Raw genomic sequence first — 23,544 nt, 5'->3', positions numbered from 1 at the left:
GGACCTCGTGCGCCGTTCTCCGTCCGACGGGGAACGGCGCACGGTCGCGTCCCGCGCACGCCGGGGCGCGCCGGACGTGACACGATGCGGTCATGTCATCCGTGTTGACCGATCTCTGCCGGTATCCGATCGTGCAGGCCCCCATGGCGGGCGGTACGTCCCGTCCGGAGCTCGCCGCAGCCGTCTCGGAAGCGGGCGGGCTGGGCTTTCTCGCCGCCGGGTACAAGACGGCCGACGGCATGTACAACGAGATCAAGCGGCTGCGCACGCTCACCGGCCGGCCCTTCGGCGTCAATCTCTTCATGCCGCAGCCCGACCTCGCCGACCCGAGCGCCGTCGACGTGTACCGGCATCAGCTCGCGGGTGAGGGGGCCTGGTACGAGACCCCGCTCGGCGACCCGGACGCCGGCGGGGGCGACGACGGCTACGAGGCCAAGCTCGCCGTCCTCCTGGAGGATCCCGTCCCGGCCGTCTCGTTCGCCTTCGGATGCCCGAGCCGCGACACCCTCGACGCGCTCGCGAACGTCGGCACGTACACCGTCGTGACGGTGACCACGCCCGAGGAGGCCCAGGCGGCCCAGTGGGCGGGCGCCGACGCGGTCTGCGCGCAGGGCGTGGAGGCGGGCGGCCACCAGTCCACCCACCGCGACGACCCGCTGAACGACGGCACCGGCATCGGCCTGCTCTCCCTGGTCGCCCAGGTCCGCGAGACCGTGGAGATGCCGATCGTCGCCGCGGGCGGACTGATGCGCGGCTCCCAGATCGCCGCGGTGCTCGCCGCGGGCGCCCAGGCGGCGCAGCTCGGCACGGCGTTCCTCGTCTGCCCCGAGTCCGGCGCGAACCCGCTGCACAAGCAGGCGCTGACCAATCCGCTGTTCGCGGGAACCGCCCTGACCCGGGCGTTCTCCGGGCGTCCCGCCCGCGGGCTGATCAACCGCTTCATGCGCGAGCACGGTCCGTACGCCCCCGCCGCCTACCCCCAGATCCACTACCTGACCGCCGGACTGCGCAAGGCGGCGGCCACGTCCGGGGACGCCCAGGGCATGGCCCTGTGGGCGGGGCAGGGACACCGGATGGCACGCGAGGTGCCCGCCGGCCGGCTGGTCGGCCTCCTCGTCGAGGAACTGGACGCCGCGCGGGCGGCACTGAACGCGGGGGGCACGCGATGACCGCACCGGTCTTCGTCGTCGAAGAGGTCCCCGACGGGCCGGAGTTCGTGCTGGAAGGGCCCGAAGGGCGGCACGCCGTCTCGGTGAAGCGGCTGCGCCCCGGCGAGGACGTCGTGCTGACGGACGGCGCGGGCCGCTGGACGGAGGGCGTCGTCAGGGCCGCCGAGGGCAAGGACCGGCTCGTGGTCATGGACCTGACGGCGATTCACGAGGAGCCGCCACCCGCCCCCCGGATCACCGTCGTTCAGGCGCTGCCCAAGGGCGACCGGGGCGAGGTCGCCGTGGAGACGATGACGGAGACCGGCGTCGACGCGATCGTGCCCTGGCAGGCATCACGCTGCATCACCCAGTGGAAGGGCGAGCGCGGCCTCAAGTCCCTGGCGAAATGGCGCAACACCGCCCGCGAGGCGGGCAAGCAGTCGCGCCGGGTGCGATTCCCCGAGGTGGCGGACATGCTGACGACCAAACAGGTCGCCGCGCTCCTGGGCGCGGCGGACTTCGCCGCCGTCCTGCACGAGGACCGCGACCACGACAGCGAACCGTTGGCCACCGTCCAACTCCCCGCCCAGGGCGAGATCGTGCTCGTCGTCGGTCCCGAAGGGGGCGTGTCCCCGGACGAACTGGCCGTCTTCGCCGAAGCCGGCGCCCGCACCTGTCGTCTCGGTGCGAGCGTGCTGCGCACCTCCACGGCCGGAACGGCGGCGACGGCCCTGCTGATGGGGCGCACCGGCCGCTGGTCGTGAGCGCCCTCCCGCGCGCCGGTGCCACCCCCGATGAGGCCGCGAGCCGTCTACCGTCTCGCGATCGAACGGTGGGAAGCTGCCCGTATGGGGACAACAAGGGCATGGTGGTGTAGCGGAATCCGTCGATTTCTGGCCGCGTCCGCGCTCACGGGCGCGGCGGTCGCGGGGCTCGTCGCCTGTGACCCGGCGGGTGGTCTGAACTCCGCGTCCATCGCCGTGACCACCGACCGGACCGGCACCAGCGCCCTGCAGCGCAACGGGGTCGACGTGCGCTGGCTGAGCTGCTCGGCCGGTGTCGACCGCCTGGACGGGGGCGGGGCGGTGAACGGTTCGCCGGCCGCCTCCCTGCCCCGGACCGGGCACGTCGAGTGCACCGGAAGGACCAGGAGCGGACAGGACATCTCGATCAGCGGCAAGGTGACCCAGGCCCTCGACGGGCGGTGCGTGCGGGGAGACCTGACCGCGCGCGCCGACGGCAGGGACGTGTTCCGGACGGACGTGCTCGGAGACTGCGACGCCAGACCGACGTTCGGCGCGGTGTACCCGCCCGGGAACAGCGGCCAGGGCGGCGTCCGGCCCGCGGCGACCGTGACGGTCACGGTGACCGGCGCACCCTGGGGCTAGTGCCGTGACCGGCAAGGTTTGCCCGGAAGGAGCGGCGTCCGGTGCGTGCGATCGCAAGGCGGCCGAAAGCCCTCGTAGCGGGCTACGTGGGCTTTCGGCCAACGCCGCGAGCGTGCGTGCCGGGCGGTGCGACGGGGCAAACGTTGCCGGGAGCGGCACTAGGCCCAATACCGTTGACTTTGGCGCCTGACAGAGCCTCTGTGCGGCGTTTTCACACGTCAGAGCCGTCAACGACGCGCCAAGTCACCGGTATTGGGGCTAGGCCCCTTCCTCGAACTGCGTCTGCTGTGCGACGCCTGGCACTTCCCCGGGCTCTCGGCTCCGCTCGAGCGGGGGAGACCCCATTGCTCGCGGTGTTGTCGGGGGCTTCCTCGTAGGTCCGGTACGCGGACGATCATCCGCCTCGCGCTCGCACGCACCGGTCGGACGCCGCCCGGCCCGGCCCCCGGCCGGACGACGGCAGTTCGGCGGCAGGGCCCGGTGACCGGCGCGGTGCGCGGCTGTGGGCCCCGACGCACTCCGGCCAACCCGGTACCGCCGGGCACGTCCGCGGCCTAGGGTGATCGGTGTGACGCAGTCTGCCTACCTCCGATACCCCCATGTCCAGGGCGATCTGATCGCCTTCACCGCCGAGGACGACGTCTGGCTGGCACCGCTGGACGGCGGCCGGGCCTGGCGCGTCAGCGCCGACAACCGGCCCGTCACCCACCCGCGGATATCCCCCGACGGGACGCGGGTCGCCTGGACGTCCACCCGGGACGGGGCACCCGAGGTGCACGTCGCACCCGTCGACGGCGGCCCGTCCCGGCGGCTCACCCACTGGGGCGACGCCACCACCTCCGTACGCGGCTGGACGCCGGAGGGCGACGTACTGGCCATCAGCGCCCACGACCAGGCGTCGTTGAGACGGCGTTGGGCCAGGGCCGTCCCGGTCGACGGCGGGCCCGCGCGGACCCTTCCGTACGGGCCGGTCGGCTCCGTCGCGTACGGCCCCGGCGGACGGGTCCTGCTGCTCTCGGCCACCATGGGGCGCGAGGCCGCCGCATGGAAGCGCTACCGGGGCGGCACCGCGGGCAAGTTGTGGCTCGAGCGGGAGGAGCGACCGGAATCCGCCGACGGGGCCGCGGAGTTCATACGCATCCACGAGGACCTCGACGGCAACATCGAGGCCCCGATGTGGGTGGGCGGTGGGGTCTCCCCTCTTCGAGCGGAGCCGAGAGCTTGGGGACGTATCGCGTTCCTCTCCGACCACGAAGGCGTCGGCGCGGTCTACTCCTCCCTCCCCGACGGTTCCGACCTGCGCCGCCACACCGGCATCGAAGGCTTCTACGCCCGGCACGCGACCACCGACGGCACCCGCGTCTGCTACGCGTCGGCCGGTGAACTGTGGCTGCTGGACGACCTCGACGGGGCCGAGCCCCGCCGTCTGAACATCCGGCTCGGCGGCCAGCGCGCCGACCTCCAGCCGCATCCCCTGCACGCGGGCGGCCACCTGGAGAGCGCCTCCCCGGACCGCACCGGCCGCGGCAGCGCGGTCGCCACGCGCGGCGCCGTCCACTGGGTCACCCATCGCGACGGCCCGGTCCGCGCGCTCGCCGCCGAACCCGGCGTACGGGCCAGGCTCCCCCGAACCTTCCAGGCCGACGGCGACCAGCACGTCGTCTGGGTCACCGACGCCGAGGGCGACGACGCCCTGGAGTGCGCCCCCGCCACCGGCATCGCGCCGGGCGCCGTGCCGCGCCGCCTCGCCGCGGGACGCCTGGGCCGGGTGCTCGGCCTCGCCGCGGCGCCGGACGGCAGCAGGTTCGCCGTCGCCGCCCACGACGGGCGGGTGCTGCTCGTCGAGCGGGAGAGCGGCGAGGTCCACGAGGTGGACCGCAGCGAACACGGCGACGTCTCCGGTCTGGTCTTCTCGCCGGACTCCGCATGGCTCGCCTGGTCGCACCCCGGGCCCGAACCGCTCCGCCAGCTCAAGCTGGCGCACCTCGCCGACCTGTCGGTGGCCGAGGCGACCCCGCTGCGCTTCCGGGACTTCGCCCCCGCGTTCACCACCGACGGCAAGCACCTCGCGTTCCTCTCCGAGCGGTCCTTCGACCCGATCTACGACACCCACGTCTTCGACCTGGCGTTCATCGGCGCCTGCCGCCCGCACTTGCTGACGCTCGCCGCCACCACGCCCTCGCCGTTCGGGCCGCAGCGCCACGGCCGCCCGACCGAGAAGGAGAAGGGCGGCGGGGACGGCGAGGACAACCCGACCGCGCTGCCCGTCACCCGCATCGACCTCGAAGGGCTCGCCGACCGGATCGTGCCGGTGCCCGTCGAGGCCGCCAGGTACTCCGCGCTGCGCGCCGCGAAGGACGGGCTGCTGTGGCTGTGCCACCCGGTGACCGGGGTGCTCGGCACCAGCGGCGCCACCCCCGACTCCCGCGAGCCCGAGACCGTCCTGGAGCGGTACGACCTGGAGAAGCTGCGCTGCGAGGAACTCGCCTCCGACGTCGGCGCCTTCGCGGTCAGCGGCGACGGCAGGCGTCTGGTCCTGCACACCCGGGGCAAGCTGCGCGTCGTACCGTCCGACAGCCGGGTCCCGGCCGGGGACGACGACCACGACGGCGACACGAGCGTCACCGTCGACCTCACCAGGATCCGCCGCACCCTCGACCCGGCCGCCGAATGGCGCCAGATGTACGACGAGGCCGGGCGCGTCATGCGGGACAACTTCTGGCGCCCCGACATGGGCGGCGTCGACTGGGACGCGGTCCTGGACCGCTACCGCCCGGTGCTGGACCGCGTCGCCACCCATGACGACCTGGTCGACCTGCTGTGGGAGGTGCAGGGCGAACTCGGCACCTCGCACGCCTATGTGCGGCCCCCGGCCTGGTGGCGAGACGAGAACGCCCGCCAGGGACTGCTCGGCGCGGACATCTCCCGTACGGACGAGGGCGCCTGGCGCATCGACCGCATCCTGCCGTCCGAGACCTCCGACCCCGAAGCCCGCTCGCCGCTCGCGGCGCCGGGGGTGGCGGCGCGCGTCGGGGACACGATCCTGGCCGTCGACGGACATCCCGTCGACCCGGTCGCCGGACCCGGACCGCTGCTCACCGGCTCGGCCGGAAAGCCGGTCGAACTGACCATCTCGCCCGTGGACGGCGGCGACCCGCGCCATGTCGTCGTCGTTCCCGTCGCCGACGAGGAGGCGCTGCGCTACCACGCCTGGGTCGCCGACCGCCGGGCGTACGTCCACGAGCGGTCCGGCGGACGCCTGGGCTACCTCCACGTCCCCGACATGGTCGGCTCCGGCTGGGCGCAGCTCCACCGCGACCTGCGCGTCGAGGTGGCCCGCGAGGGCCTGGTCGTGGACGTGCGGGAGAACCGCGGCGGCCACACCTCGCAGCTGGTCGTGGAGAAGCTCGGCCGGCGCATCGTCGGCTGGGACGTGCCGCGCGGCATGCGGCCCACCAGCTACCCGCAGGACGCGCCGCGCGGCCCGGTCGTCGCCGTCGCCGACGAGTTCTCCGGATCGGACGGCGACATCGTGAACGCCGCGATCAAGGCGCTGGGCATCGGCCCGGTGGTCGGCACCCGTACCTGGGGCGGTGTGGTCGGCATCGACAGCCGTTACTCCCTCGTCGACGGGACGCTGGTCACCCAGCCCAAGTACGCGTTCTGGTTCGAGACCCACGGCTGGGGCGTGGAGAACCACGGGGTCGACCCCGACATCGAGGTCGTGACGACCCCGCAGGACCACGCGGCGGGGCGCGACCCGCAGCTGGACGAGGCGATCAGGATCGCGCTGGCCTCGCTGGCCGAGACCCCGGCCAAGCGCGCGCCGCAGCGGCCGGGGGCGTAGCGCCTCCCCGGGCGGTCCGGACCGCAGCTTGGGTCCGGACCGCCCGGTCGCCCCGACCCGTTCCGGGCGGCGACCTCCCGTGCCCCCACCCGGGCTCGCGGGCGGTGTCGGCCGCCCGGATACCATGCCGTACAACGATCACCACCCCACAGCGACCAGCACCGACCGAGGAGCCGAGCCCATGGCGGGAGAACCGCAGCCCGACTGCCTGTTCTGCAAGATCGTTTCGGGTGACGTCCCGGCGACCATCGTCCGGGAGACCGAGACCACCGTGGCCTTCCGGGACATAAACCCGCAGGCCCCCACCCACGTTCTCGTCATCCCGCGTCTCCACCACCCGGATGCCGCCTCGCTCGCCGCCGCAGCGCCGGAGGTCGCCGCCGACATACTCCGCGAGGCGGGGAACGTCGCCGCGGACGAGAAGCTCGTGGAGACCGGCTACCGCGTCGTCTTCAACACCGGCTCCGGCGCAGGACAGACCGTGTTCCACGCGCACGCCCACATCCTGGGCGGCCGCGGCATGCAGTGGCCTCCCGGCTGACGCTCCCGGCACCGGGAAACACGGGAACGAGCGAGAACACACCATGTCCGTACGCGAATTCGTGGCCCTCGGCACCGCCAGCCAGGTCCCGACCCGACACCGCAACCACAACGGCTATCTGCTGCGCTGGGACGGCGAGGGCATCCTCTTCGACCCCGGTGAGGGCACCCAGCGCCAGATGCTGCGCGCCGGTGTCGCCGCGCACGACATCGACCGGATCTGCGTGACGCACTTCCACGGCGACCACTCGCTCGGCCTGGCCGGGGTGATCCAGCGGATCAACCTCGACCAGGTGCCGCACCCGGTCACCGCGCACTACCCGGCGAGCGGCCGGCGCTTCTTCGAACGGCTGCGGTACGCCACCGCCTACCGCGAGTCCGTCGAACTGACCGAGGCGCCGGTCGCCGCCGACGGCGTGCTCGCCGTCACGGACGCGTACACGCTCAGCGCCCACCGCCTCTCGCACCCCGTCGAGTCGTACGGCTACCGGCTCGTCGAACCCGACGGGCGCCGCATGCTGCCCGACCGGCTCGCCGCGCACGGCATCGGGGGACCCGACATCGGACGGATCCAGCGCGAGGGCGCCCTCGGCGGCGTCACGCTCGACGACGTCTCCGAGCACCGGCCCGGCCAGCGGTTCGCGTTCATCATGGACACCCGGCTCTGCGACGGCGTCCACGTCCTCGCCGAGGGGTGCGACCTGCTGGTCATCGAGTCGACCTTCCTCGACGAGGACGAGCGGCTCGCCGCCGACCACGGGCATCTGACCGCCGGACAGGCCGCCCGGGCCGCCCGGGACGCGGGCGTGCGGCACCTCGTGCTGACCCACTTCTCCCAGCGGTACGACGACCCGGCCGTCTTCGAGGCCCAGGCCCGCGCCGCGGGGTTCGAGGGCGGGCTGACCATCGCCCGCGACCTCGACCGGATCCCTGTGCCCACCCGGCACCACCCGTCGGCCGCTCCGTGACCCGGCGCACCCGGGGCGATCGGGCGGCGCTCCCTGAACCGCGCCCCGTCGCCCCAGGTCGATAGCCTGGTGGTGACCCGGCACCGCCTGCCGTGAACCGGCAGTCGCGGCCCCACGAGCACCAGCCCCTGTGAGCGAGAATCCCGTGCACCACCTCCCCAAGGCCGAACTCCACCTCCACATCGAGGGGACCCTCGAACCCGAGCTGGCCTTCGCTCTCGCCGAGCGCAACGGCGTGCGGCTGCCCTACGCGGACACCGAGGAGCTCCGCGCCGCCTACCGCTTCGAGGACCTGCAGAGCTTCCTCGACCTGTACTACGCGCTGATGGCGGTGCTACGGACCGAGCGGGACTTCGAGGAACTCGCCGACGCCTATCTCGCCCGCGCCGCCACCCAGGGCGTCCGGCACGCGGAGATCTTCTTCGACCCGCAGGCGCACACCGCTCGCGGCGTCCCGATCGGCACCGTCGTGGAGGGGCTCGGCCGGGCGCTGGAGCGCAGCGAGGAGAGGCACGGCATCTCCACCCAGCTGATCATGTGCTTCCTGCGCGACCAGTCCGCCGAGTCGGCCATGGAGACCCTGGAGTCCGCGAAGCCGTATCTGCACCGGATCAGCGCCGTCGGCCTCGACTCGGCGGAGGCCGGGCACCCGCCCGTCAAGTTCCGCGAGGTGTACGAGGCGGCCGGGGCGCTCGGGCTGCGCAAGGTCGCCCACGCCGGCGAGGAGGGCCCCGCCGCGTACATCCGGGAGAGCCTGGACGTCCTCGGCGTCGAGCGCATCGACCACGGACTGCGCTGCATGGAGGACCCGGAGCTGGTGGAGCGGCTGGTCGCGGAGCGCGTTCCGCTCACCCTCTGCCCGCTGTCCAACGTGCGGCTGCGTGCCATCGACACCCTGGAGCGGCACCCGCTGCGGGAGATGATGGCCGCCGGGCTGCTCTGCACGGTGAACTCGGACGACCCGGCCTATTTCGGCGGCTACGTGGCCGACACCTTCCACGCCGTCCACGAGGCCCTCGGCCTGGACCGTGAGCAGCTGCGCACCCTGGCCCGCAACTCCTTCGAGGCCGCCTTCCTCGACCACGACGAGGAGCGCAGGGCCCGCTACCTGGCCGAGGTCGAGGCGTACGTGTTCGACTGAGAGCCTGTCGGATGACCTTCGATCAGTAACGACCTCGCCCACGATTGTCAGCGGCGCCGCGGCGCCAATCGTGGGCGAGGTCGTAGGCCGACGCGGCACGGTCCGTGTGATGCCGAGGCGCCGGGACGTTCTCGCAGCGGAGCCGCCAGGGCACTCCGGCAGCGCCGGAAGCGTGCGCGCCAGGGCGTGGCCGCCCGGTCAGGGGGTGCCCGACAGGCTCTGAGCGGCCCCGGCCGACGGGCCGGCCGTCCGGAACGCGTCCCGGTCCGGACGACCGGCGCGCAGCGCGGGCGGGCTGATCTCCGCGACGGCCTGCTCCGGCGCGCCCAGTTCGGGCACCGGGCCGGGCACCGCGCCGCTGCTGGCGGCGAGCAGCGCGGCCGGGGCACCGCCCCTGCGGCGCACCGCGCCCGGCAGCAGCGGCCGACCGCCGGTGTGCAGGGCGACGGCCGTGAACGGGACGGCGACCAGGAGCGTGAGGGAGCCGAGCAGCAGGCCCATGACCGGATACCCGGTCCGCTCGGACAGCACGCTGCCGAGCACCGGCCCGCAGGCCACGCCGACGGACGAGGCGGAGCCCGCGAGGACCGCCCACCGCCCGCGCACGTCCAAGGACGCGGCCAGACCGATCAGGTACGACAGGACCACCGGGTAGAAGGTGTTCCACAGGATCTCGCCGGTCGCGAACGAGCCGAGGTCCCCGGCCGACGAGCTGAGCACGATGCTCGCCGCGATGACCACCGTGCCCAGGCCGACCGGCACCGCCCGGCCGAGCCGGCCTCCCAGCACCCCGGCGCCCGACACCCCGAGCAGGCCCGCACCGAGCGCGGCGGCGAACACCGCCCCGACGGTGACCTCGGAGAGCCCGACCTGCACCGTGCCGATCCGGCCGCTGACGCCCCACAGCGCGTTCTGCGCCATGGACCAGACGAGCATGCCGCCCGCCAGCACCATCCCGGAGCGGCGGTGCGGCAGCGGACGGGCGACCGGGGCGGCGGTCCCGCCCCGCGTGGCCCCGCCGAGCCGGGCGGTGGCGGGCCAGACGAGCAGCGCGACCAGGGCGATCGACGCGAACGGCAGCCGGTGGCCGCCGCCGAGGTGCGGGATCGTCAGATAGAGGGCGCCGGCGGTCGCGGAGACGCTCAGCAGACCGAGCGACGAGGTCCGGTGCGGGTCCTGCCGTGCGGCGATGCCCGCCGCGGCCACCGCGGTCGCCGTACCGGAACCGAGTCCGCCGACCATCGCACCGGCGACCACCAGCGGCACGGAGTCCGCCAGCGCCGCGCAGCCGTATCCCGCCGCGGCGAGCACCAGCCCGGTCCGGGCGGCCCTGCGCGGGCCGAACGACTCGACCCGGCCCGCCAGCGTGAATCCGGCGACCGCCGAACTCAGCAGCAGGGCGCTGCCCACCAGACCGGCCCGGGCCGGGCCCAGGCCCAGATGGACGGAGAGCCGCCCGACGACGGTGGGGAGCAGGTAGGCGGCGAGGTAGCCGGCGGTGAAGACGGCGACCAGGGGCCACGCGGCGCGCGGGCGCGGGGACATGGGCGTTCCTGAGGACACGAGGGCATGCCGAGGACGGCAGGGAGACAGGGGGATGGTGGTGCGGGGGAGATAAGGGGCACGCGTCGGCAAGAGTCGCCAACCGGGCTCGCGGCCCAATTTGTATCAACTGGGTCCGGCTCCCAGGAAGTCGCCCTGGTGTGATCCGAGTCACAAATTGGTTTGTGTTTCGGTCGGCCGGGTAGACACTGTTGTTTTCGCAGGTCGGAGCCCTGGTGATGGTGCGGTCTCCGAGGGAGAAGTGGCGCGGACCCCTCCGCTTGATGGCCGGGATCGGGCAGACTGGCCAGATCTGCCACGACCGGGGAGTGCAAGGTGAGCGCGGACCATCCGGATATCGCCCCGCTGGACGAGGCCGCCCCGCGCGGTGGCACCGCCCCGTCGGACGGGATCGACCCGCTGGACGGGCTGCGTGCCCCGCAGGACCCCGACTGCGACGTCTTCCTCACCGGAACGGTCTTCCTCGACATCATCTTCACCGGCCTGGACAGCGCCCCGGTGCGCGGCACCGAGTCCTGGGCGCGCGGCATGGGCTCCAGCCCCGGCGGGGTCGCCAACATGGCCACCGCCCTGGCCCGGCTGGGCCTGCACACCTCCCTGGCCGCGGCGTTCGGCGACGACCACTACGGGGAGTACTGCTGGGACGCCCTGGAGCACGGCGAGGGCATCGACCTGTCCATGTCGCACACCGTTCCCGGCTGGCACTCGCCGGTGACCGTGTCGATGGCGTACGAGGGCGAGCGCACGATGGTCTCGCACGGCCACGAGGCCCCGCCCCCCGCGTTCGTCCCGGGCACTTCCCGGGCCGGGGGAGGCGCGGGAAGTGCCGGCCCCGCCGTCGGCGCCGCGCCGCCCGACGCGGGAACCGCGTTCCCGTGCTGCCCGCCCCGTGCCCGCGCCGCCATCGCCTCGCTCACCCCCGGACACGGCGAGCCGTGGGTCGCCGCCGCGGCCCGCAACGGGGCCAGGATCTTCGCCGACATCGGCTGGGACGAGACCGGCCGCTGGGACCTGGACGCCCTCGTCGACCTGGAGTACTGCCAGGCGTTCCTGCCCAACGCGGAGGAGGCCATGCGCTACACCCGCACCGACTGCCCCCGCGCCGCCGCCCACGCCCTGGCCGAGCGGGTGCCGCTCGCCGTGGTCACCCTCGGCGCGGAGGGCGCGTACGCGGTGGACGCGGCGACCGGGGCGAGCGCAGAGGTGCCCGCCATCGAGGTCGAGGCCCTGGACCCGACCGGCGCCGGTGACGTCTTCGTCGCCGGATTCGTCACCGGCACCCTGGCGGACTGGCCGCTGGCCGACCGGCTGGCCTTCGCCGGACTGACCGCCGCGCTCTCGGTGCAGGAGTTCGGCGGGTCGCTGTCGGCCCCGGACTGGGACGAGATCGCCGCCTGGTGGCAGCGGGTGCGCACCTTCCCCGACCAGGACCCGGCGGCGCTGCGGCGGTACGCGTTCCTGGAGAATCTGCTGCCCGCCACCGCCCGGCCGTGGCCGCTGCGCCGGGCCGTGCCGACGATCGGCTTCCGCCATCCGGCGTGACCGGCGGCACGCGTGTTCGTGGCGGGTACGAAAAAGCTCTCGGTGTTGTCCGCGGCGAGTCGTAGGCTTGGTAATCGAGAGGTTGTCGATCGGCGAGAACCCTGCAACGGGAGGTATGTGCAGGCCACAGGGCCGGCCCATGACGCAGACACCCATAGCCCAGACCCCCGCGCCCGGGCAGGCGCGAGCCCAGTTCACCGTCCCGGCCAAGCATCCGATGGTGACCGTACTGGGCTCCGGCGATTCCCTGTTGCGCGTGATCGAGAAAGCCTTCCCCGCGGCCGACATCCACGTCCGGGGCAATGAGGTCAGCGCGGCCGGAGAGGCGACGGAAGTCGCCCTCATCCAGCGCCTGTTCAACGAAATGATGCTGGTGCTCCGCACCGGTCAGCCGATGACGGAGGACGCAGTGGAACGTTCGATCGCCATGCTCAGGGCGAGCGAGAGCGGTGAGGGGGAGGAGACGCCGGCCGAGGTGCTCACCCAGAACATCCTCTCCAGCCGCGGTCGCACGATCCGCCCCAAGACGCTCAACCAGAAGCGGTACGTCGACGCCATCGACAAGCACACGGTCGTCTTCGGCATCGGCCCGGCGGGCACCGGAAAGACCTACCTCGCCATGGCGAAGGCGGTCCAGGCACTCCAGTCCAAGCAGGTCAACCGGATCATCCTGACCCGGCCCGCGGTCGAGGCGGGCGAACGCCTCGGCTTCCTGCCGGGCACCCTCTACGAGAAGATCGACCCGTATCTGCGCCCGCTGTACGACGCGCTGCACGACATGCTCGACCCCGACTCGATCCCCCGGCTCATGGCTGCGGGCACGATCGAGGTCGCGCCGCTGGCCTATATGCGTGGCCGGACGCTCAACGACGCCTTCATCATTCTCGACGAGGCCCAGAACACCAATCCCGAGCAGATGAAGATGTTCCTCACCCGCCTCGGCTTCGATTCGAAGATCGTCATCACCGGTGACGTCACCCAGGTCGACCTGCCGAACGGGACCAAGAGCGGTCTGCGCCAGGTGCAGGACATCCTGGAAGGCGTCGAGGACGTGCATTTCTCCTGGCTCACCTCCCACGACGTGGTCCGGCACAGGCTCGTCGGCCGTATCGTCGACGCGTACGAGAAGTACGACAGCCGAAACAGCCACCACGGGAAGTAGTCGCAGCACGCCATGTCGATCGACGTCAACAACGAGTCCGGAACCGAGGTCGACGAGCGGGCGATCCTCGACATCGCCCGCTACGCGCTCGCGCGGATGCGGATCCACCCCCTCTCCGAACTCTCGGTGATCGTGGTGGACTCCGACGCCATGGAGCAGCTCCACATCCAGTGGATGGACCTGCCGGGCCCGACGGACGTCATGTCCTTCCCGATGGACGAACTGCGCCCGCCGTCCAAGGACAGCGAGGAGCCCCCGCAGGGGCTCCTCGGCGACATCGTGCTCTGCCCCGAGGTCGCGAAGAAGCAGGGCGAGGAGGCGGAGACCCGGCACTCCATGGACGAGGAGCTCCAGCTGCTCACCGTCCACGGCGTGCTGCACCTCCTCGGGTACGACCACGAGGAGCCGGACGAGAAGGCCGAGATGTTCGGCCTGCAGGCCGCGATCGTCGACGGCTGGCGCGCCGAGCGGGGTCTCACCGGTCCCTCGCCCGCCCCCACGATCTCGTGAGCGTTCCCCTCGTCCTGGGCGCCGTCCTGCTGGTCGTCGTCGGCTGGCTGGCGGCCTGCGCGGAGGCGGGCATCGCCCGCGTGTCGAGCTTCCGGGCCGCCGAGGCGGTCCGCTCCGGGCGGCGCGGCGCCCAGAAGCTGGCGCAGGTCGCGGCGGATCCGACCCGTTATCTCAACGTCGCCCTGCTGGTGCGGGTCGCCTGCGAGATGTCGGCCGCCGTCCTCGTCACGTACGCCTGCCTCCAGGAGTTCCCGAGGACCTGGGAGGCGCTGGCCGTCGCCATGGCCGTGATGGTCCTCGTCTCCTACGTCGCCATCGGCGTCTCGCCGCGCACCATCGGCCGCCAGCACCCGCTGAACACCGCGACGGCCTCCGCGTACGTGCTGCTGCCGCTGGCCAGGGTGATGGGCCCGATCCCGCAGCTGCTGATCCTCATCGGGAACGCCCTGACCCCGGGCAAGGGGTTCCGCAAGGGACCGTTCGCCAGCGAGGCGGAACTGCGGGCGATGGTCGACCTCGCCGAGGCGGAGTCGCTGATCGAGGACGAGGAGCGCCGCATGGTGCACTCCGTCTTCGAACTCGGCGACACGCTCGTGCGCGAGGTCATGGTGCCGCGCACCGACCTGGTCTGCATCGAGCGCTACAAGACGATCCGGCAGGCGCTGACCCTGGCCCTGCGCTCCGGCTTCTCCCGCATCCCCGTCACCGGGGAGAACGAGGACGACATCGTCGGCATCGTCTACCTCAAGGACCTGGTCCGCAAGACGCACATCAACCGCGAGTCGGAGGCCGACCTCGTCTCCACGGCGATGCGCCCGGCGGCGTTCGTGCCCGACACGAAGAACGCCGGCGATCTGCTGCGCGAGATGCAGCAGGAGCGCAGCCACGTCGCCGTCGTGATCGACGAGTACGGCGGCACGGCGGGCATCGTCACCATCGAGGACATCCTGGAGGAGATCGTCGGCGAGATCACCGACGAGTACGACCGGGAACTCCCGCCCGTCCAGAAGCTGGAGAACGGCTGCTACCGGGTGACCGCCCGCCTCGACATCGGCGACCTGGGGGAGCTGTTCGACCTCGGTGAGTACGACGACGAGGACGTGGAGACGGTCGGCGGACTGCTGGCCAAGGCGCTCGGGCGGGTGCCGATCGCCGGTGCCTCCGCGGTGGTCGACCTACCCGACGGGCGGCGGATCCGGCTGACCGCCGAGTCCACGGCGGGCCGCCGCAACAAGATCGTCACGGTGCTGGTGGAGCCCGTGGATCCGGAGGGGGAGGAGAAGGAGTGACTCCGCAGCAGCTGAGGGATTTCTGCCTGGAGTTCAACGCGAGCGTGGAGGAGTTCCCCTTCGGCCCGGAGATCTCCGTCTTCAAGGTGCTCGGCAAGATGTTCGCGCTCAGCACGCTGGACGCGCGCCCGCTCACGGTGAACCTCAAGTGCGACCCCGACGACGCGGCGCGGCTGCGGGAGGAGTACGAAGCAGTGGTGCCGGGCTGGCACATGAACAAGCGCCACTGGAACACCGTGACGGTCTCCGGGGTGCCGGACCGGCTGCTCCGCGAACTGATCGAGGACTCCTACGACCTGGTGGTGGCGGGACTGCCCAGGACCCAGCGGCTGCAGCTGGACCGGGCCTGAGGGCCGTCCCGCCGTCCCCGGCGGACGCGCGACGACGGCCGCGGCACCTCGCCGCGCCGTCGGAACGCCCGCATGCGCCCGGCATCCGGGCGCTCCTCCGCCTCGCGCTGCACCGCACCGGACGCCGCGAGCCTCCCGGCAGACCCTTCCGGGCGCAGCACCGGGGATCGCAGGGGAGGGGCGTGCGCCGGGGCTCGTATGCTCGGCACATGACTGAGAGCACCGAACTCGGCCCCGAGGACCGCAAGATCGTCACGCTGGCGCGCAGCGCCCGCGCCCGCAACGGCGTGCCGGAGGGCGCGGCCGTCCGGGACGAGACCGGGCGCACGTATGTCGCGGGCACCGTGCGGCTGGAGTCGCTGAGGCTCAGCGCGCTCCGGACCGCCGTGGCCATGGCCGTGGCCAGCGGCGCCACCTCGCTGGAGGCGGCGGCGGTCGTCTCCGAGGCCGAAACCCCGTCGGACGAGGACCGGGCCGCGGTGCGGGACCTGGGCGGCCCGGAGACCCCCGTGCTGCTCGCAGGACCCGACGGCACACTGCGGGTCAGCATGACGGCGGGCTGACGCCGGGGCCGGTCGAGGTCCCTGAGGCGCAGGGACCTCGACAGTATCTGATGGGCCATCAGTCGGGGTGTTCCGTCGTCCTTGACTTCTTCTCGGCCGGAGCCGTCAATGAGCCCCCGTCGGCGCGGAGGAGCCGCTGCGCCGCGTCCCGCAGGAGGGGGCCCCATGCGTCCGATCACGCATCCGACCATCCGAAGATCCGCCGCTGGAAGACGCTCCGGCCGCGGACGCCGCTGGGCCGCCGCGCTGGGCGTGGGCGCGCTCGTCGTCGCCGGGGGAGGCGGGCTCGCGACGCCCGCCCAGGCCACGGTGACGGCCTCCGTGCCGGTCGACTTCCCCACCCACTGCATCCCGCCGGACATCGCGGGCATCCCGCCGATCGACGGGACGACGAAGGCCGAGATCACCGTCGACAACGCCGTGCCGGAGGTGGGAGACACGGTCACGGTCACGTACACCGTCGTCCAGCCGGCCGCGGGCAACCCGGTCGACCTGCCGCTGCCCGCCGACATCATGACGCCCACCGGCCGGGTCGCCGTCGGCGGAGCCCAGAGCGCGAGCGTCACCGTCACCGGGCCGAAGAAGAACGCGCCGGTGCCGGGCAAGGGCGCCTTCCCGTCGTTCTCGATGACCGGCACCTTCACGGTCACCGCGCCCGGCCGGATCACCCTGTCGCCCGGCGACTACAACATCCACACCAGCTACATCATGGAGCTGGACACCCCGTGCACGGTGACGGATCCGCCCGCCCCCGTCTCCGAGACGATCATCGCCACGGACGGTGGCGGACAGGTCAACGAGCGCTCCATCCGGCTCGGGGCCGCGTCCGGCGCGGCGGGCGACGCGGTCACCGTGACCGGGGCGAAGTTCACCCCGGGCGCGGCCGTCACGCTCGCGGGCCGGGCGGGCGACCGCCAGACCGCCGACACCGCCACCGTCACGGCGGACGCCACCGGCGGCTTCAGCGGCCGGATCACCGTCGACGACCCGGCGACCACCGGGATCGTCGCCTACGAGGGCGATGCCTGGGACGCCGCCAGGGGCGCGGGCCCGCAGGCGTACACCGTCACCGGGGGCGGCGAGGTCCCGGACGGGAGCCAGCGGCTCACCGCCTCCGTCAGGGCGGGCACCCTGTCCATGGTCCAGGACGGGGACACCGTCGACCTGTCGGCGGTCGACTTCGGGCGCGGCGGAGCGGCCCGGGGCTCGCTGCGCACGGTGACGGTAGAGGACTACCGCGGCGGACCCGCCGGCTGGTCCCTGACCGGAAAGGTCACCGACTTCACCGGCCCCGGCGGCGCGGTCGTCGGCGCGTCCGCGCTGCGCTGGACCCCGGCCTGCGCGACGAAGCCCGGCAGCCCCAGCACCTGCGCGGCCGGTTCGGCGGGACCGGTCGGCAGCGCGGGCGCCACCCTGGCGTCCACGCCGAACGGGACGGCCACCGGCGGCGAGTTCACCGTCGACGCGCGACTCGCCCTGGACGTACCGGCGTACACCGCACCCGGCGCGTACTCCGGCGTGCTCACCCTCACCCTCACCTGAGGGGGTCCGGCCGGTGGCCCTGGGGCGCGCACCCGCCCGGGTCCACCGGCCCCGGCCCGCCCCCTGCCCGGCCGGCCGGCACTCACCGCCCCGGCACCCGCCCCCGACCGATCCGGAGGCTCCGCACCGTGCGCAAGCTGTACGCCCCCCTCCTGGCCGGCGCCCTCCTGCTCACCGGCGCCCCCGCCGCCCACGCCGCGGACAACGGCAGCTGGTCGGTCTACCCGGCCGCCGCGCAGAGCGGCCGGCGCCCGTACTTCTACCTCTCCGCCGACCCAGGGGCCACTCTCCACGACACGGTCACCGTCGCCAACAAGACGGACCGGTCGCGGACCTTCCGGCTGTACGCCGCCGACGCCTACAACACCGCCCGCGACGGCGGGTTCGCCGTCCGCTCGCGGGACGAGCGGCAGCGTTCGGTCGGCGCCTGGGCGAGACCCGGCCGCGACCTGGTCACCGTGCCCCCGCACGGGTCGGTCGGCGTCCCGGTCACCATCACCGTTCCCCGCGACGCCGAGCCGGGGGACCACCCCGGGGCCCTCGTCGCCCTCGACGACCGCGTCGAACCCGCAGCCGGGGGAGCCGTCGCCGTCGGCATCCGGCAAGCGGTCGGCGCCCGGATCCACCTGCGGGTGAACGGGCCGACGCTGCCCGCGCTCTCCGTGGACGACATCGAGGTCGAGCACACCCGGCCGCTGGTCCCGGGCACCGGCCGGAGCAGCGCCGTCATCTCGTACACCCTCCACAACCGGGGCAACGTCACCCTCGAACCCAAGGTCGCCCTCCGGGCCGAGGGACTCTTCGGCCGCACCCTGCTCGCCCGCGACCTGAAGCGGATCCCGTCCGAACTGCTGCCCCGCCAGCGGGTCCGGCTGACCGAGCGGTGGGCCGACGCGCCCGAGCTGGAATGGGGTGAGATCGAGCTGACCGCGAGCGCCCGAGGCACCCGCGAGTCCGCCTCCGTCCCGTACATCGCGCTGCCCTGGCTGATGGCCGGGGTCCTGCTGGCGGTCGTCGCCGCCGGGGTCGTGGGGATCCGGCTGCGGATCCGCCGCAGGCGCGCGCGAAGCACCTGAGCCGGGCCCCGGCGGGCGCGCCGCGGCCCTCGGTACGGCGGGACCGCCGGGATCGGGGACAATGGGCGCCATGAGCGTTCGACCTGACACAGAAGCCGCCGCACAGCAGGGCGCGGATCACGCACCCCACCGGGCCGGTTTCGCCTGCTTCGTGGGCCGCCCCAACGCGGGCAAGTCCACCCTCACGAACGCTCTGGTCGGCCGGAAGGTGGCGATCACCTCCAACCGGCCCCAGACCACCCGGCACACCGTGCGCGGCATCGTGCACCGCGAGGACGCGCAGCTGGTCCTGGTCGACACGCCCGGCCTCCACAAGCCGCGCACGCTGCTGGGCGAGCGGCTCAACGACGTCGTGCGGACCACCTGGGCCGAGGTCGACGTCATCGGCTTCTGCCTGCCCGCCGATCAGAAGCTCGGCCCCGGCGACCGGTTCATCGCCAAGGAACTCGCGGGCATCAGGAAGACCCCGAAGATCGCCATCGTCACCAAGACCGACCTGGTCGACTCCAAGCAGCTCGCCGAACAGCTCCTCGCCGTCTCCCGTCTCGCCGAGGAACTCGGCTTCGAATGGGCCGAGATCGTCCCGGTCTCGGCGGTCAAGGACAACCAGGTCGGTCTGCTGGCCGATCTGATCGCCCCGCTGCTCCCGGAGAGCCCCCCGCTCTACCCGGAGGGCGACCTCACCGACGAGCCCGAGATGGTCATGGTCGCGGAGCTCATCCGGGAGGCCGCGCTCGAAGGCGTGCGCGACGAGCTGCCGCACTCCATCGCCGTCGTCGTCGAGGAGATGTTGCCCCGCGAGGGCCGCCCGGCGGACCGGCCGCTGCTCGACATCCATGCCAACGTCTACATCGAACGTCCCAGCCAGAAGGGCATCATCATCGGCCCGAAGGGCAGGCGGCTGAAGGAAGTCGGTACGAAGTCCCGTAAGCACATCGAGGCGCTGCTCGGCACGCCCGTCTTCCTGGACCTGCACGTGAAGGTCGCCAAGGACTGGCAGCGCGACCCCAAGCAGCTGCGGAAGCTGGGCTTCTGACCCCGCTGGGCCGAGGGCCCGGGCCGACGCCGCACGAGCCGTCGGCCGGGCGCCCGGTCAGTCGTACGCCAGGTCCCCTCCCGGCCGCCTCACGCGCCCTCCTTCAGGACGCGTGAGATCAGGGCGCGCTGCGCGTCGGTCAGCCGGGGGTCCGCGCAGTGCACCGAGCGGCCGTCCACCGTGATCCGGTACTGGAAGCCGTCCGGCACGCCCCGGGGCGGGGAGCCCTGGCCCGCGGCGAGCGCTGATTCGGCCAGCGCCTCCCACTCCGCGGCATCGGCCCGTCCGGAGGTGTCGACCTCGCCGTTGCGTGCGATACCGGCGAAGCCGCCGGTCCTGCTGACCTGAATCCGCATGCGGTTGTCCTTCATCGCCGGACGGGCCGGGGCACGGGCCCTGTCGTCATCGCCGGACGGACCGGAGCACGGGTCCGATCGTCCTGCGCGCCCGGCCCGGTCCTGCTAAGCGGTCGGAACGCCCACCTCCGACCACGCCTTCAGCACCGCTTCGGTCTCGTCGCCCTCCCCGAAGCGGCCACGGGCGGCGTCCACCGTCAGACGAGCGAAGTCCGCGAAGTCCGCGTCCACGGCCAGCCGCCCGCCCGTGAGCACATCGAACCAGATCTGCCCGGCCCGTTCCCACGCGTTGCCGCCGAGCGCCGTCGCCAGCACGTAGAACGCGCGGTTCGGAATGCCGGAGTTGAGGTGCACCCCGCCGTTGTCCTGACCGGTGTGGACGTAGTCCTCCATCTTCCCCGGCTGCGGGTCCTTGCCGAGCATGTCGTCGTCGTACGCCGTGCCCGGCTCCTTCATCGAGCGCAGCGCGACGCCCTGGACGTCGGGGGCCAGCAGACCGGCGCCGATCAGCCAGTCCGCCCGGTCCGCGCTCTGGCCCAGCGTGTACTGCTTCACCAGCGAGCCGAAGACGTCGGACACCGACTCGTTGAGCGCGCCGGACTGGCCGTAATAGCTCAGATTGGCGGTGTACTGGGTCAGACCGTGCGTCAGCTCGTGGGCGATCACATCGATCGGGAGGGTGAAGTCCAGAAAGATCTCGCCGTCGCCGTCGCCGAACACCATCTGCTCGCCGTCGAAGAAGGCGTTGTTGTACTTCTCGTCGTAGTGCACGGAACCGATCAGCGGCAGTCCGTTGTCGTCGATCGAACGGCGGCCGTACACCTTGAACAGGAGGTCGAAGGTGGCGCCGAGCCCCGCGTACGCGCGGTTGACGCTCGCGTCCTGCGTCGGCTCCTCGCCCTCGGCGCGGACCTTGGTACCGGGCAGCGCGGTGCCGTTCCGGCAGTCGTACAGCGTCCGGTCGGGCGTGTCGGACGGCTCGGCCCCGGCCGGACGGGTCGCGGACGGGGCGGTGACCGTCGCCAGATGGCGGCGGGTGCGGCGGGCGGCATCGCTCTCCAGCGTGCGCCGGGCGCGCCCGGCGAGATCGGGGTTGTCCGAGCGGGAGAGCTTGTCGAGGACATGGGGCGGCACGATGGTGCAGAAGACGGGGCGGAACCCGTTCCGGGAGTGAGGCTGCATACACCCGACTGTGGCAGCACGTAACCGGCTTGTCGCTGGTTGCGACGGCGGTTGGTCAGATGGAGTGACCGGCCGCGCCCGGGTGTTTCGAGTGCCCGACCGCGCAAAGCGGTTTTGGCCCGTGCGGCCTCGATGCCGCACGCTGATTCCGATCCCGTACGGCGGTCGCGATTCCGCATAGTGATACGGGTCGGACGCATCAGACGTGTCTCGGTTACTCTCGTCGCATCATGCGTTTCGGGCTGCTTCTTCTTAGCTGCCGCGGCGAGGGCCTGTAGTCGTAGGCCGACCCCCTCCCCGCGGAGTCTGGTGGTGCAGCGACACGTCGGCCGTCCCATTGGTTGGACCCCGAGGAGCCGCACGCCATGACCACCGACCGCCACGCCCCGATGCCTGCCACGACCGCTGTCGGACGTCCGACGCCGATCACCAACGCCACCGGGATGCAGAAGCCGTCCGGGATGCCGATCCACAAGTACGGCCGGTACGAGGCCGTCGACATCCCCGACCGCACCTGGCCGGACAAGCGGATCACCGTGGCGCCCCGCTGGCTCTCCACCGACCTGCGCGACGGCAACCAGGCCCTGATCGACCCGATGTCGCCGGCCCGCAAGCGCGAGATGTTCGACCTGCTCGTCCGCATGGGCTACAAGGAGATCGAGGTCGGCTTCCCGTCCTCCGGAGAGACCGACTTCGGGTTCGTCCGCTCGATCATCGAGGAGGGCGCGATCCCCGAGGACGTGACGATCTCCGTCCTGACGCAGGCCCGTGAGGACCTGATCGAGCGGACCATCGAGTCCCTGGTCGGCGCCCGCCGTGCCACCGTGCACCTGTACAACGCCACGGCCCCCACCTTCCGCCGGGTCGTCTTCCGCGGTTCCAAGGACGACATCAAGCAGATCGCCGTCGACGGCACCCGGCTGGTCATGGAGTACGCGGAGAAGCTGCTGGGCCCGGAGACGATCTTCGGCTACCAGTACAGCCCGGAGATCTTCACCGACACCGAGCTGGACTTCGCCCTGGAGGTCTGCGAGGCGGTCTGCGACGTCTGGCAGCCGGAGGAGGGGCGCGAGATCATCCTCAACCTGCCCGCCACCGTGGAGCGGTCGACCCCGTCCACGCACGCGGACCGCTTCGAGTGGATGTCGCGGAACCTGACCCGTCGCGAGCACATCTGCCTGTCCGTCCACCCGCACAACGACCGCGGCACCGCCGTCGCCGCCGCCGAACTGGCCCTCATGGCCGGCGCGGACCGGATCGAGGGCTGCCTGTTCGGCCAGGGCGAGCGCACCGGCAACGTCGACCTGGTCACCCTGGGCATGAACCTCTTCTCGCAGGGGGTCGACCCGCAGATCGACTTCTCGCAGATCGACGAGATCCGCCGCACCAGCGAGTACTGCAACCAGATGGAGGTCCACCCGCGCCACCCCTACGCGGGCGACCTCGTCTACACCGCCTTCTCCGGCTCCCACCAGGACGCCATCAAGAAGGGCTTCGACGCCATGGAGGCCGACGCGGCCGCCCGGGGCACGACCGTCGACGAGATCGAGTGGGCCGTGCCGTACCTGCCGATCGACCCGAAGGACGTCGGCCGCAGCTACGAGGCCGTCATCCGGGTCAACTCGCAGTCCGGCAAGGGCGGCATCGCCTACGTCCTGAAGAACGACCACAAGCTCGACCTGCCGCGCCGGATGCAGATCGAGTTCTCCCGGATCATTCAGGCCAAGACCGATGCCGAGGGCGGCGAGGTCACCCCGGCGCAGATCTGGTCCGTGTTCCAGGACGAGTACCTGCCCAACCCCGAGAACGCCGCGGCCCAATGGGGTCGTGTACAGATCCGCTCGGGCCAGTCCACGACCGGCTCCGACGGCCGGGACACCATCACCGTCGAGGCGACGGTGGACGGCACCGACACCGTGCTGACCGGCACCGGCAACGGTCCGATCTCCGCGTTCTTCGAAGCGCTGCAGGCCATCGGCATCGACGCCCGTCTCCTCGACTACACCGAGCACACCATGAGCGAGGGCGCCAGCTCCCAGGCCGCCTCGTACATCGAGTGCGCCATCGACGGACGGGTGCTGTGGGGCATCGGCATCGACGCCAATACCACGCGCGCCTCGCTGAAGGCGGTCGTCTCCGCGGTCAACCGCGCCGGCCGCTGACCCGGCCCGCCCGACGGCGTCCGCGACCGCACGGCCCAGGACCCCGCCCCCGCTCCGGCCGGGGGTGGGGTTCGGCCATCTCCGGGGTTGTGACGATCGGGGTACTGACGGCACCTCACGACTGTGGTTAACATCACGTCCACGCGGCAATGTTGCCGGAGGGGGCGCCTCCCGTGCCC

20 protein-coding genes are annotated in these 23,544 nt (G+C 72.6%); 17 read left to right on the top strand and 3 right to left on the bottom strand.

What is annotated here, in order from left to right:
- The first annotated feature begins 92 nt into the window (after positions 1-92).
- The 7 genes from AMK22_RS21985 (at position 93) to AMK22_RS21955 (ending at position 9,032) form a co-directional block, all read left to right on the top strand.
- The gene (locus AMK22_RS21985; RefSeq protein WP_073787486.1) at positions 93-1,169 is read left to right on the top strand and encodes a nitronate monooxygenase; all 1,077 of its coding nucleotides are present in this window, start codon (positions 93-95) and stop codon (positions 1,167-1,169) included.
- Positions 1,166-1,912, top strand: coding sequence for a 16S rRNA (uracil(1498)-N(3))-methyltransferase (locus AMK22_RS21980; protein ID WP_073787484.1), 747 nt, complete (start codon positions 1,166-1,168; stop codon positions 1,910-1,912). Before AMK22_RS21985 ends, AMK22_RS21980 begins: the two co-directional genes overlap by 4 nt.
- 84 nt (positions 1,913-1,996) lie before the next feature.
- Positions 1,997-2,536 (top strand): hypothetical protein, encoded by a 540-nt coding sequence (locus AMK22_RS21975; RefSeq protein ID WP_242434088.1) that lies wholly within the window; start codon positions 1,997-1,999, stop codon positions 2,534-2,536.
- A gap of 568 nt (positions 2,537-3,104) precedes the next feature.
- The gene (locus tag AMK22_RS21970; RefSeq protein ID WP_073787554.1) at positions 3,105-6,383 is read left to right on the top strand and encodes a S41 family peptidase; all 3,279 of its coding nucleotides are present in this window, start codon (positions 3,105-3,107) and stop codon (positions 6,381-6,383) included.
- Between the two features lie 181 nt (positions 6,384-6,564).
- Positions 6,565-6,924, top strand: a complete 360-nt coding sequence (locus tag AMK22_RS21965; RefSeq protein WP_073787482.1) for a histidine triad nucleotide-binding protein — start codon at positions 6,565-6,567, stop codon at positions 6,922-6,924.
- A 43-nt stretch (positions 6,925-6,967) separates the two neighbouring features.
- A complete protein-coding gene (locus AMK22_RS21960; protein ID WP_073787480.1) occupies positions 6,968-7,891 on the top strand; it encodes a ribonuclease Z in 924 nt (307 codons plus the stop codon).
- 145 nt (positions 7,892-8,036) lie between these two features.
- Positions 8,037-9,032: an adenosine deaminase gene (locus AMK22_RS21955; protein ID WP_073787552.1), complete on the top strand. Its 996-nt coding sequence runs from the start codon at positions 8,037-8,039 to the stop codon at positions 9,030-9,032.
- A 198-nt stretch (positions 9,033-9,230) separates the two neighbouring features.
- On the opposite strand, the gene AMK22_RS21950 is transcribed toward AMK22_RS21955, so the two are convergent.
- Positions 9,231-10,577: an MFS transporter gene (locus AMK22_RS21950; RefSeq protein WP_073787478.1), complete on the bottom strand. Its 1,347-nt coding sequence runs from the start codon at positions 10,575-10,577 to the stop codon at positions 9,231-9,233.
- 363 nt (positions 10,578-10,940) lie between these two features.
- Between AMK22_RS21950 and AMK22_RS21945 the strand changes: the two genes are divergently transcribed.
- From AMK22_RS21945 to era, 9 genes are all read left to right on the top strand, one after another.
- A complete protein-coding gene (locus AMK22_RS21945; protein WP_073787550.1) occupies positions 10,941-12,137 on the top strand; it encodes a carbohydrate kinase family protein in 1,197 nt (398 codons plus the stop codon).
- Between the two features lie 139 nt (positions 12,138-12,276).
- Entirely contained in the window at positions 12,277-13,299 is a 1,023-nt protein-coding gene (locus tag AMK22_RS21940) for a PhoH family protein (protein WP_073787476.1), read from the top strand.
- 12 nt (positions 13,300-13,311) lie between these two features.
- The gene (ybeY, locus tag AMK22_RS21935) at positions 13,312-13,809 is read left to right on the top strand and encodes an rRNA maturation RNase YbeY (protein WP_073787474.1); all 498 of its coding nucleotides are present in this window, start codon (positions 13,312-13,314) and stop codon (positions 13,807-13,809) included.
- The gene (locus tag AMK22_RS21930; RefSeq protein ID WP_073787472.1) at positions 13,806-15,098 is read left to right on the top strand and encodes a hemolysin family protein; all 1,293 of its coding nucleotides are present in this window, start codon (positions 13,806-13,808) and stop codon (positions 15,096-15,098) included. Before ybeY ends, AMK22_RS21930 begins: the two co-directional genes overlap by 4 nt.
- Entirely contained in the window at positions 15,095-15,448 is a 354-nt protein-coding gene (locus AMK22_RS21925; RefSeq protein WP_073787470.1) for an MmcQ/YjbR family DNA-binding protein, read from the top strand. The genes AMK22_RS21930 and AMK22_RS21925 overlap by 4 nt, the downstream gene beginning before the upstream one ends.
- 209 nt (positions 15,449-15,657) lie before the next feature.
- The gene (locus AMK22_RS21920; protein WP_073787468.1) at positions 15,658-16,011 is read left to right on the top strand and encodes a cytidine deaminase; all 354 of its coding nucleotides are present in this window, start codon (positions 15,658-15,660) and stop codon (positions 16,009-16,011) included.
- 165 nt (positions 16,012-16,176) lie between these two features.
- A complete protein-coding gene (locus AMK22_RS21915) occupies positions 16,177-17,553 on the top strand; it encodes a beta-xylosidase (protein ID WP_443333311.1) in 1,377 nt (458 codons plus the stop codon).
- Between the two features lie 128 nt (positions 17,554-17,681).
- Positions 17,682-18,629 carry a WxL protein peptidoglycan domain-containing protein gene (locus AMK22_RS21910; RefSeq protein WP_073787466.1) on the top strand — a complete coding sequence of 316 codons (948 nt, stop codon included), beginning with the start codon at positions 17,682-17,684 and terminating at the stop codon, positions 18,627-18,629.
- A 61-nt stretch (positions 18,630-18,690) separates the two neighbouring features.
- Entirely contained in the window at positions 18,691-19,665 is a 975-nt protein-coding gene (gene era, locus AMK22_RS21905) for a GTPase Era (protein ID WP_079186325.1), read from the top strand.
- Positions 19,666-19,754: 89 nt separating this feature from the next.
- Here era and AMK22_RS21900 read toward each other — a convergent pair whose 3' ends face one another.
- Together AMK22_RS21900 and AMK22_RS21895 are read right to left on the bottom strand one after the other, a co-directional pair.
- Positions 19,755-20,021 (bottom strand): protealysin inhibitor emfourin, encoded by a 267-nt coding sequence (locus AMK22_RS21900; RefSeq protein WP_073787544.1) that lies wholly within the window; start codon positions 20,019-20,021, stop codon positions 19,755-19,757.
- A gap of 105 nt (positions 20,022-20,126) precedes the next feature.
- Entirely contained in the window at positions 20,127-21,203 is a 1,077-nt protein-coding gene (locus tag AMK22_RS21895) for a M4 family metallopeptidase (RefSeq protein ID WP_073787464.1), read from the bottom strand.
- A gap of 365 nt (positions 21,204-21,568) precedes the next feature.
- On the opposite strand from AMK22_RS21895, the gene leuA reads away from it, so the two are divergent.
- Positions 21,569-23,365, top strand: a complete 1,797-nt coding sequence (gene leuA, locus AMK22_RS21890; RefSeq protein ID WP_073787462.1) for a 2-isopropylmalate synthase — start codon at positions 21,569-21,571, stop codon at positions 23,363-23,365.
- Positions 23,366-23,544: the final 179 nt, after the last annotated feature.

Source organism: Streptomyces sp. CB01580 (genome assembly GCF_001905795.1).
In the GTDB taxonomy this organism is placed as follows: Bacteria; Actinomycetota; Actinomycetes; order Streptomycetales; family Streptomycetaceae; genus Streptomyces.
The sequence above is the reverse complement of the archived record's forward strand: the minus strand, read 5'-3'. Positions and strand labels throughout refer to the sequence as shown.